General features: G+C 58.6%; 7 protein-coding genes and 2 pseudogenes. 6 read left to right on the top strand and 3 right to left on the bottom strand.

All coding sequences use genetic code 11. The annotated features are described in order from the left end of the window. Positions 1-591, top strand: a pseudogene (locus BMIN_RS07940) (IS256 family transposase); the annotation flags it as partial. 161 nt (positions 592-752) lie between these two features. Then, positions 753-1,175: a hypothetical protein gene (locus tag BMIN_RS01360; protein WP_152595264.1), complete on the top strand. Its 423-nt coding sequence runs from the start codon at positions 753-755 to the stop codon at positions 1,173-1,175. A gap of 466 nt (positions 1,176-1,641) precedes the next feature. On the opposite strand, the pseudogene BMIN_RS08845 reads toward BMIN_RS01360, so the two are convergent. Then, a pseudogene (locus BMIN_RS08845) lies at positions 1,642-2,904 on the bottom strand (IS3 family transposase). 367 nt (positions 2,905-3,271) lie between these two features. On the opposite strand from BMIN_RS08845, the gene galE reads away from it, so the two are divergent. Then, on the top strand, positions 3,272-4,282 hold the full coding sequence (gene galE, locus BMIN_RS01340) for a UDP-glucose 4-epimerase GalE (protein ID WP_022861818.1): 1,011 nt from the start codon (positions 3,272-3,274) through the stop codon (positions 4,280-4,282). Positions 4,283-4,671: 389 nt separating this feature from the next. Here the strand turns inward: galE and BMIN_RS01335 are convergent, their stop codons facing one another. Then, entirely contained in the window at positions 4,672-5,109 is a 438-nt protein-coding gene (locus tag BMIN_RS01335; RefSeq protein ID WP_022861819.1) for a hypothetical protein, read from the bottom strand. A 260-nt stretch (positions 5,110-5,369) separates the two neighbouring features. After that, a complete protein-coding gene (locus BMIN_RS01330; RefSeq protein WP_162138771.1) occupies positions 5,370-6,425 on the bottom strand; it encodes an alpha/beta hydrolase in 1,056 nt (351 codons plus the stop codon). A 526-nt stretch (positions 6,426-6,951) separates the two neighbouring features. Here BMIN_RS01330 and BMIN_RS01320 point away from each other — a divergent pair. From BMIN_RS01320 to BMIN_RS01310, 3 genes are read left to right on the top strand one after another with little or no spacing between them, the layout of a single operon-like run. Next, positions 6,952-8,736 carry a DUF4012 domain-containing protein gene (locus tag BMIN_RS01320; RefSeq protein ID WP_022861822.1) on the top strand — a complete coding sequence of 595 codons (1,785 nt, stop codon included), beginning with the start codon at positions 6,952-6,954 and terminating at the stop codon, positions 8,734-8,736. After that, positions 8,736-9,296, top strand: coding sequence for an arsenate reductase/protein-tyrosine-phosphatase family protein (locus BMIN_RS01315; RefSeq protein ID WP_022861823.1), 561 nt, complete (start codon positions 8,736-8,738; stop codon positions 9,294-9,296). Before BMIN_RS01320 ends, BMIN_RS01315 begins: the two co-directional genes overlap by 1 nt. A gap of 55 nt (positions 9,297-9,351) precedes the next feature. Then, positions 9,352-10,770: a tyrosine-protein kinase domain-containing protein gene (locus tag BMIN_RS01310; protein ID WP_022861824.1), complete on the top strand. Its 1,419-nt coding sequence runs from the start codon at positions 9,352-9,354 to the stop codon at positions 10,768-10,770. Positions 10,771-11,105: the final 335 nt, after the last annotated feature.

The raw sequence follows: 11,105 nt of genomic DNA, 5'->3' as shown, positions 1-11,105 counted from the left end.
CATGAAGGAGGATGCCGTCAGTTGGCAGAATTTCATCACCAGTCTGATCGCACGCGGATTGACGGGTGTGCGCCTCGTGGTGGGTGACCGGTGCGCCGGTTTGGTCTCGACGGTCGGCGAACTGCTGCCCAGGGCGCGCTACCAGCGGTGCATGGTGCATTTCATGCGCAACATCCTCTCGAAGGTCTCGCGTCGTCACAGCCGGTGGGCCGCCGACGCGCTGAAAGCCATCTTCGCTTCGGAAACCCGTCAGGCCGCCTTGGCCAAGGCCGAAAGCGTCGCCACCGAGATGGAGCAGAGGAAACTCAACCAGGCCGCCACGTGTCTGCGGGAGGGGATCGGCGAGACCACCACCTACCTGCTCGACGATTATCCTCGTGAGCACCGCCGGCGGATCCGCACGAACAACATGATCGAACGATTGAACCGCGAGATCCGCAGAAGGACCCGTGTCGTGGGCGCATTCCCCGACGGCAAATCAGCTTGATGCTCATCACCGCCAGAATCAGATACGTCACCGCCAACGACTGGTCCACACGCCGCTACCTGGACATGTCCCGCCTCCAGGACACCATACAGGAAGCGAACTGAAAACCCACACAGGCGGGCAAGAACCAAAGTGCGCAAGAACCCGGGCACTACCGGTTCTTCCTTTCCAGATCATCAAAGGCATCGAGATAGCGGGCTTCATGGCCGTCGGTCTGGTATGCCGCCAAGCGTTGCTTTCGGTCACGAGACCTCGGGCGGCCTCAATGGCGATTCCGTTGATTGCGCTGTACGTGGTCGTGGCGGTGTCGGCTGTTCATTTCACTGTCCCTGAGGGGATGCTGTGGGTGGTGAGGATGATTGCCGCGATATCAGGTGCAGTGGGGTTTACGATGCTCTGTATCGTTGTCGGGGAGCAGCCGGTGCTTGCACGGGTCGGTCGTGACAGTCTCGTTTTCTATGCCGTGAATGCTCTGTCGCTCAACGTCGGGAAACTCGTGATATTCAAGTTGTTGGACATTGATGCGGTGCACTGGGGTTATGTGGGGCAGTTGGCTATGGGATTGGCGACCACTGCGTTCGCGATGCTGGTCATGCTTCTCATTGATCTTGTGGTGCAGAGATATTTCTGGTGGTCCATCGGCAAGGACCGTCCGATGAGCGTATCGCGAACCGGTACTGCGGAATAGCGATGCAACTGAGAAATCTTCTAGTGCGGGTATGTTCCGTAGGGTGACTACAGGGGGAGCGGATCAGGGACTTGGTCGCGGGCGGGAGCCCGCGCGTGCGGATCGTGCTGGTGTGGGGAGGCGGCTGACGGTCGCCGTCGTTTCTCATAAGCCGTATCGGATGCCGGCGCTTGTTCGTGGATGAGTTCAAACCGTGCCGAGGTGAGGGTCGCTATGATCATGTCGTTTCACAGGATGAAACCAGTGAGTTTTCTCTTCCACTCCGACGTTATTTTTTCGAATTGATGTCGTTGTCGCATCGAAATCACCTGCAATCGTTGCCCTGCGTCTTCGATTACTCGCAGTTTGACAATACTTGGCGAATTACGGGGTTGTGCAGGTAGCCGAGTTTTCTGACGAGTGTCGACCAAATGATGGCTCGTATGACGATATGTACTTAATGTGCCTATTATGAATCGTCCGAAGTTCAGCGGGTGATGTGGACTGGTTTTTGTTCCCGGTGTCTTATTGGGCGACGAGTGTCGCCTTGGTTTGATGATACAGGGTTTCGACTTCTGCTGGTGTCCGGTAGTCGAGGTGCTGGTGCAGGCGCTCCCGGTTCCACCAGGAGACCCATTGGAAGGTGGCCTGTTCCAGGGCGTGCACGGATTCGAACGGGTCGGATCGTTTGATCAATTCCGTCTTGTATGCGCCGTTGACGGTTTCTGCCAGCGCGTTATCATACGAGTCGCCCACGCTGCCCGTGCTGGCGAGAATGCCGGCTTGGTTGAGGCGCGTGCCGTACAGGCCGCTGATGGACTGGGTGCCGTGATCCGAATGGTGGACCAGGCCGCGCGTATCCCCATGTCGGGCAGCCCGGCTGATGGACTAATCCAAGGCGATCAACGGCAGTCGCGTGGTGTGCTGGCTCGTGCTGACGGCCCAGCCCACGATCCGACGCGCGTACGCGTCGGTGACGAACGCCGCATAGGCGAACGAGCCTGACGCGAGTCGTGATGATGGTGATGTCCGCCACATGCAGGCGGCCCGGAGCTTCGGCGGTGAATCGGCGTTCCACCAGATCCGGCCTGCCACCCGCGCTCCTGGCGGGGCGCGTGGTGATGGGAATCCTGCCACGACGCACTCCCTGGATGCCGAGTTCCTGCATGACGTGCAGCACCTGGTCGCGCCCGATCCCACGCCATCCCCGGCGGATCAGCCGGTGATACACCTTGCGATACCCGTACACCGCCTGGAACCGGTGCGCGTGCATCACCTGGATGTCGCGTGCCAGCGTCCCATGACGCGCCCGCATCCTACTGGCGGCACGCTTCTTGGCCTGCCAGTAGGCTCTGGCGGTGAGAAACCCGCCAGCCAGCGCGGCCCGCAAGGACCGTGCGGATCGGCCCGACCCCAAACCTGGCACGATGCGCGTCGATATACGCGACCATCAACGCCGTGTCGGGTCGAGCCGCGAGGCGAAAAAAGCCGACGCCGAGGAAAGGATCCCGTTCGCCCGACGCAGCTGTGCATTCTCCCGGCGCAGGCGCCTGGGCTCACCGGACTCCTCGCGATCCGTAGTGCATGCCGTATCGGCCTTGGCCTGCCAGCGGCGCAATGATTCCGCCGCCACACCCGGATCCTTCGCCACGCCGACCAATGCCTGCGTCTGCGACGAATAATTCCCACGGGACTCAGCCAGCAGCCTGACCGCCCGTTCCTTGAACTCCTTCGTATATCGAGTGCTCATAATTCCATCATTCCTTATCTGGGGAAATCAGGAACAAAACCCAGTCCATATCAGTCATGGAGTCCATCGACCTGGTACGGTGTCGGTGGACTCCATCGTGTTGTGGGGACGTGTTGTGTTGTGGGGACGTGTTGTGTTGTGGGGACGTGTTGTGTTGTGGGGACGCTGTTTTCCACGATATGGTGACGGCGGTGAACGATCGGATTCCGGTGGATCTCGAAGTGGATCCGTCGAGCGATTTGTTCGTTTTTGTTGTCTTTATGTGATATATTGTTAGTGCGATAAGGCAGACAACGGTGTGATGGTCACGAGGCGCCAGTGAGGGTCGACGTTCAGCACGCCATGATTTTGATGGGGATGTGATCATATGACAGTTCTTGTTACCGGAGGATGCGGATACATCGGCGCCCATGTCGTTCATGCGCTTCATGAGTCCGGGAAGAGGGTCGTCGTGGTTGACGATCTGAGCTACGGGAAGCCCACTCGCATCGAGGGCGCCCGCCTGTATGGCATGGACATCTCCTCTCCCGGTGCCGGAGAGCGTCTGGGGGAGATCATGAGCGACGAGGATGTGGACTCCGTCATTCATTTCGCGGCCCGCAAGCAGGTCGGCGAGTCCGTCGCCAAACCTCTGTGGTACTACCAGCAGAACATCAACGGGATGCTCAACGTCCTGACGGGCATGACCAAGTCCAACGCCAGCCGTCTGGTCTTCTCGTCGTCGGCGGCCACCTACGGAGTCCCTCCGGTGGACGTGGTCCCCGAGGACGTCGTTCCCATGATCCCGATCAACCCCTATGGCCAAACCAAGCTGTTCGGTGAGTGGATGGCCCGCGCGTGCGAGGAGCCGTTCGGAATCCGCTTCTGCGCGCTTCGGTACTTCAATGTGGCGGGCTGCGGCCCGGTCGAGCTTGAGGATCCCGCGATTCTCAACCTCATTCCGATGCTGTTCGATAGGCTGAAGAAGGGCAAAGCGCCCCTCGTCTTCGGCGATGACTATCCCACGCCCGATGGGACATGCGTGCGCGATTACATCCATGTGTCGGATCTTGCGGACGCGCATCTTGCGGCCCTCGCGTATCTCGACCGTGACGAGCGCCGTTATGACGCCTTCAACGTGGGCACGGGTGAGGGGACCTCCGTGCGTCAGATCGTGGATGAGGTCAAGAAGGTCACGGGTCTTCCCTTCGTCGAGACGGTCGCGCCGCGCCGCGCCGGCGATCCGCCGCATCTTATCGGGTCTCCGAAGCGAATCAACGACGAGATGGGATGGCATGCGCGGTACGGCGTGCACGACATCGTCGAGTCCGCGTGGAAAGCCTGGCAGGCCAACCCCGAACACCACATTGATGTGGATGCGTGGAAGCAGGAGGACTAGCGCGACCTCATATTCCTCTATATATTCCGCACGGCGCTGGTGGCTGCCGCCGCATTGGCGGCCGCCGCTGCCACGCCGTCCGCCATCGCCACGTCTATCGCCGTGTCGTGACGCCCCGCGTCCTGGTCGCGCCGTCGCATCGATGCGGGAACATGACCGGGGAAGTATGACCGGGAACAAGACAAAATAAAACAAGGGTGCGCGGATCACGAATGATGGCCTATGCCGTGTCATGATCGCGCACTCCTCGTTGTGTTGCCGCGCCTCGTGCCGTCGTGATCGCGCATCCCTTGATCCGCGCGTCCTCTGATCGTATCGGTTCCATCCGGTTCCGGCGGCGCCGTCGGAACCGGATGGTCGAGACCGGGATGATGCGGGGATCTCTCCACTCAGGCTGCGGACGCCTTCTTGCGGCCGCGGCGCTTCATGGTTCCGCTCACGGCTTCGGACGCGGTGAAGACGGCGATTTTCTCGTTCGGATAGAGGGTCCCGGACACCAGCTGGTAGGAGAGTTCTCCGTCGGGTGCCTCGGGAAGCTTGAAGAACTTCGCGACCGCGTCGAGAAGGGCCTTGTCCTTGAGGCTGACCGAAGCCGTCTGCTTCCCCTCGGGCTTGCTGAACTTGATGGCGTTCTGTTCCTTCGCTCCACACGGCTGGACCGCGACCTGACCGGTTTTGGCATTCACCAGAATCTTGACGTATGCCGGGAACCCCAGCGCCTCCGCGGTTCCCTTGTTGAAGCGAAGAACGGATTCCATAACGGTCATGGTTATCTTGATGGTCGGAACATCAGTGCTGATTTCTTCAAATCCTTGCAAAATGGCCATTAATTCTCCTTGTGATCAATATCTTTGTTATCGCTATTCAGTGTTACCACTATTTCGTGTCATCACCAGATCAGTGTTGTCGCCAGTCATAGTGAAGTTGTCGTCGTGAATGGGAAGATTTGATCATGTCCATTCACCATGCCAATTATAAATGGTAAAACAAATAAAAATGACAATGTGGAGAAAATTCCATCTCGTTTATTCACATCTCGTATTTATACGGATACTGTGTTCCTTATGCGGATACTGTGTTCGCGAGGTTATTTCATCATCGACGTGAGAAAATCACTCACGTCGTTCCAGACGAGTCCTGATTCCGGATAGGCGAAATCAAACTGAAATTCATGGGGGAGCGAGGGCTCGTCGGGGAAGAAACGGGACTTTACGGAAACCTTCGCGTCGGTGAGCCTTTCGACGAGGGACCGTCCCTGATCCGGGAACGAGACAAGGTTGCCATCCGTGACATAGGTGGGAGGAAAATTCGAGAAGATGTGGTTGACGATGGTGGCTTCGTCAAGCTCGGTGCTGTCCTTCCAATCACGCCGTCCGAGATATCCCCAGCCGATGGTGTTGATGAACCATTTCTTCACCACGGAGGATTCCTCTGCGGCGGACGACTCCAGATCATAGGGTCCACAGAACAGGATCGCCCCTTTGAGCGGGCTAGACAGCGATGTCTTCGCGATATGCGTCCACTGAGAATATCCCGGTGTGGTGTTGACGACGACGAACTGCGCCGCGATCTGAGCCCCGGCCGAATCTCCTCCCACGATGATCCTCGTCGGGTCGAGGTCACGGCGCGAGGCGATGGTGGACACGTAATCCACCATCTCGCCCATCTGGATAACCGGCGTGGGATATGTTCCATCAGGTGCGTAGTCATAGTTCACCGTCACCACGGCGTATCCCTCGTTGGCCATCAATGTGGCATACGTCTCCATGCTCGCCTTGTCGCCGGCAATGAAGCCTCCGCCATGCGCCCATACGATCACGGGCAGCGGCTTGGCGCTTTTCTTCGTGGGCTCATAGAGATCGAAGGTGTTGCGGCCGTATCGTGAGGGGTAGGTAGGGTTGTGAACCACCGTCACGCCGGCCTTGACGCGCGTGAACCCGGCGGGCTTCGTCAGCTCCTGCTGCCGGAAGGCGTTGCGGAGAAGAAGGATGGATGGCGTCGGGGTAATCGAGAACCAGATCGCGGCCAGAATGACGGATGTCGTGATGGATAGCGCCACGGCCAGCCAGAAACGCCGTATGCGGGTATGAACCGATGGGCGGCGACGCGGCTGCTGGTCCGGAACGTGGCTCGATGATGGCATGCCCGTCGTGATAGCCGCAGCCGGACCCATGCCTTCATCATTCCTTCACGGGACGAGGCATACTATGACATTAGTGGGTATTGTCCATGACAATGAGGTGGTGCGCCGTGAGAGGACGACATTGTGCAGTGCCGTTGTGCGATCAGCCTGTTGAGGAGTTCTGGGACACCATCCGTCAGGAGCGCTCCTCGGACGGCGAATCGCCTGCGACACTTCCCGTATGCCGATTTCATTCATGGATTCTTGACAGGGGTGGACATCTGACCTTGAGATATCGAGGATGATGACCGTGCCATGCGGCTAGTTTCAGGATGCGTGGATTGCCGATCGTGACGAGCGAATCGTAGCGGGCCATGATAACCGGAACGGCGGATGATGCCGACGTCGGCGACATGGGGGGATGCCCATCTGTTATAGGGTTTCTCTCGTGGATCGTGATGATACGGAAGATGAGGGAACGATGGGGAGACATACTGTGGTCCATGCAACGCGGAAGCCGCCACGGCCACGGCGTATCTGGATCCGGGTGCTTGTCGTTGTGGGAATCGCGTTTGTCGTCATTGCCGTCGCCGCGGGCGTGATGTCTTGGCGACTGTATCAGCAGGCTCGTTCGGTCAAGGAGTATGAGAGCCGAGCGGTGAGTTCTCTGTCATCCCTGTCATCGGTGGTGAAGGCGGATGGGATCTCGCAGAGTGAGTTCTCCAAACTGGAGGAGAAGATCTCCTCCGCCCAGATGAACACGAGAAAGGCAAAGGCGATAACCCACGGGCGCCTATGGGATTTCGCTGCGGTTCTTCCTCTGGTCGGTGATGACATTGCGACGGTGCAGGGGATGACGGACGTGGTATCGGATGTGGCGGAGAACGTCGTGCCACGGCTTGCCGACGTGATCCACACCCTCCAGAATTCGACGCTCAGCGCCGGAGACGCCACGATCAATCTCAGCCCCATACTCGCCTCCCAGAAGGAGATGTCCTCGATCAGCGTGGCCTTGAACCGGCAGACCGAGAAATACGACAATCTGGCCACCCCTCGATTGACGCCGATAAAGACGGCGTATCTATCGGGCCAATCGTCCTTGTCCTCCGTCAAGGACTCCGTGACGAGTCTGGCGGATGGATTCCGGATACTTCCGGAATTCCTCGGCGCGCAGGGCGCCAGAACGTATGCCGTGATGGCGATGACGACGTCGGAGGCGCGATCCTCCGGCGGACTCATCGGATCGGTCGGAGAGATGCATACCAATAAAGGAGCCATCAGCATCGGCGACTTCCGGTCGAACAAGGATTATCTGTCCTATAAGGGGGGAACGCCGACATCGGATGAATCGCGGCTTTTCACCGCGTGGGGACCCTTGAAGATGTCCTTTGACATCCGTGATTCAGCGGTGTATCCCGACACGGCTCGTGTCGCCGAGGCGATGAAGGGCATATGGAAGAACACCCCATGGGGAACGCAGGAGGACCTCGATGGGGTCATTCTCGTCGATCCCGTCGTCCTGCAGCAGTTGATAGCCGCCACGGGAAACGTCACATTGCCGGATGGCCGTGTGCTCACCGGGAGCAATACCGCGGAGTTCCTGCTGAACACGGTGTACATCGATTATCCGGTCGCTCAGCAGGATCAGCTGTTCGAATTGGTCGCCGAGCGCACCCTGAGCAGCGCGTTTTCGGATATGACGGTCAGCAAGCTCATGACCATTGGCACGATCATGGGATCCATGGCCCAGGGCCGCCATATGTCGGTGTTCGTCTTTGACTCGGCTATCCAGAAGGCCGTGGCCGCGGCCGGTTTCACGGCATCGTCCCCTGACAGCGAGAAGAACCCCTCCGTCGGCGTGTATATCACCCAGCAGTCCCCCTCGAAGATGGATTGGTACGTCCACCGCACGTCCACGGTCGTTCGTCTTTCCTGCAATACCGATGGGTCCCAGACATATCAGGTTACCTACAGGATGAAAAACACGTTGTCCAGTGACAAGGTCGCGGATCTCCCCTCATACATCACCGGCTCGACGCGTAGCGGCAACGCCGTCGAGAAGACGCTCGTCTATCCGCCGAGCGGCGGGTCGATCAGGGATCTGACGATCGACGGTGACGCCACTTCCCCGAAAAATACCACGCTGAACGGTAAAAAGGTCTATGCGAGCGTGATCACCATACCCCCCGGAGGCGAGGCGACCATATCGTTCACTGCGGTCACGTCGGTCAAGTCGGTGACCGACCTGCGAATGGATCAGACTCCTATGGGGTGGGTGGATCAGGGAATCACCTACGACATGTCCGTCTGCACCGTGGAAAAGCGATCCTGATGAGAATCCTTGTCGTATGCACGGGGAACGTCTGCCGCTCTCCTCTAGGGGAGTTGCTGCTGAAACGTTACCTTGAGGGGACCTCCATCCGTGTGGAGAGCGCGGGGACCAGAGGCCTTCCCAACCATGCCATCGATCCCTCAAGCGCCCGTCTGCTTGATGGGGTCGGCATCGAGTCGCAGGACTTCCGCTCGCGACGATTGACGAAGGATATGGTGGAGTCCGCCGATCTCGTGCTGTGCTTTGAGCGTCAGCAGAGACGTGACATCGTCTCTCTCGTGCCCGCCTCCGTCCGATGGATCTTCATCCTGCCCGAGTTCGCCGCGATGTGCCGCTATTGCGCGGACCACGGCAGTGTGGTGGGGCGGACTATCGGGGAGCGCCTTATCTCCGTGGCCGAGCAGGCGACGCTGGTGCGTGCACGGATTCCCCCGTTCGAGGACGTCCCCGACCCTTACGGGCGTGATTTCGAGTGTTTTCTGCGGGTCGCGAACCAGATCAATGAATCCCTGCGCACCATGCTGCGAAGCATGCGCCTGGGACACCGGATTCGGGGATGACCTGATGGTAGAATACCGTACTGTTTGACATTTTTTGGGGAGAAATGAGAGTATCGTGACCTTAGCCGATATGTGGATCATTCTGAAAAAGCGACGTGTGACGGCGTTGGTGACGGCATTCGTCGTCTTTGGCCTCGTCGTCATAGTCACCTTCCTCATGCCTCCGAAATACACCGCCACGGCGGAGATCTTCGCTTCGTACGCGAGCAAGAGCGAAAGCAGCCAGACCTCGGCGGATATGAACTCGGGGACGTCATATCTGTCGACGCAGATCAAGACGTACCCGTCGCTGGTCAAAACCGAGGCAATTCTGAAGCCGGTGATATCGGATCTCAATCTGGACATGACGGTCGAGCAGCTGGCGGATATGGTGACCGCCACGAATCCGACGAACACGTTCATGGTCGATATCAGCGTCGAAGGCGGGGATCCTGATCAATCCGCCGCCATCGCCAATAGCGTTGCCAACAATCTGGCCCGGCAGATATCCTCTTCCCTGTACTCGGGAGATGATGACACATCTCCGATAAAATTGAGTGTCGTCCAACCTGCGGTGGTTCCGCAATCGCCGAGTACCCCCAAAATTCCGTTATATCTGGTTGCGGGCCTTGTTCTGGCTGTGGTGATGGCGGTGGCCGTCGCTCTGATCAAGGATATGGTGAACACGAAGATTGACAGCGTCGATGATGTCAAGGAGATCGACAATGGCGCAGCGTCTCTGGGGAGCGTGCCGAAGTCGGCGTTTATGACGGAACAGGCCGTCGTGGTCTCCGCGCACCCGGCGAGCGCCGAGGCTGAGGATTTCCGACGGATTCGTTCGAACATCTCGTTCCTCACTCCCCCGCAGGCAGGGAAGGGACATCTCCTGATATTCACGTCCGCCGAGCCGGGCGAGGGGAAGACAACCGTCGCAACCAATGTCGCCGCCGCCATAGCTGAGGAGGGGAAGACCGTCCTGTTGATCGATGGCGATCTTCGGCATCCGTCCGTCGCCCGCGCTCTTGACATCGAGGGTAATGTCGGATTGTCTCATATACTTTCGGCGCAGGCTACTCCCATGGATGTCGTCCAGCCGTATTGGAGGCCGAATTTCCATATACTTCCTGCGGGGCGGCGTGTGGCCAACGCGAGCATTCTGCTCAATTCCGCGATCATGCTGGAGTTGGTCGAGCAGGCGCAGAAGCAATATGACTATGTGATAGTAGACATGACGCCGATGTCCGTGTCCAATGACGCGGCGGTGCTGGGAAAGATCTCTGACGGCGTGGTCATGGTGGTGGGTCGTGAGGTCGCGGACAAGCGTGATCTTCGTTCCGTCCTCGAATCTCTGACGACCACCAAGGTCAAGATTCTTGGCTACATCTTCAACCTTGCCAACCCCAAGAAGATCCATTCCAAAAACTACTATTATTATGCGGAGGAGTCTTCGACGGGCGCGCATCATGCGGGAACCGCCAAAAAACGGAACTCATAATCGATTGTGGTGCGTCAATGCCCGTTTTTGATGACAGGGAGTCTGCGCGATGAGCGATATCGACGGTGCCTTTGACTTAGCGTTGCTCATGCGTGTTCCGGTGAATCACAGCGCGTCCGGGAACGCTTCGATCGCCGATGCCCCCATGATTCCGAATGGCTCCCAGTTGCCGAGCCTCCCCGCCGACCCGGCGTATGACCGTGACATCGTGGACTCATCATGGGATATTCCGGTCATCGATTTTCGCAGGTCCGTACGATCGGTTGCTTCCGATGGGCGGGATTCCTTGTCACGCGCCTCTGATGGACGTGACCGTCACACCGCGTCGCCGGCCT

The sequence above is a fragment of the Bifidobacterium minimum genome, from assembly GCF_000741645.1.
Taxonomy (GTDB): domain Bacteria; phylum Actinomycetota; class Actinomycetes; order Actinomycetales; family Bifidobacteriaceae; genus Bifidobacterium; species Bifidobacterium minimum.
Note: the sequence above shows the minus strand (reverse complement) of the source record. Positions and strands in the feature narration are given on the sequence as shown.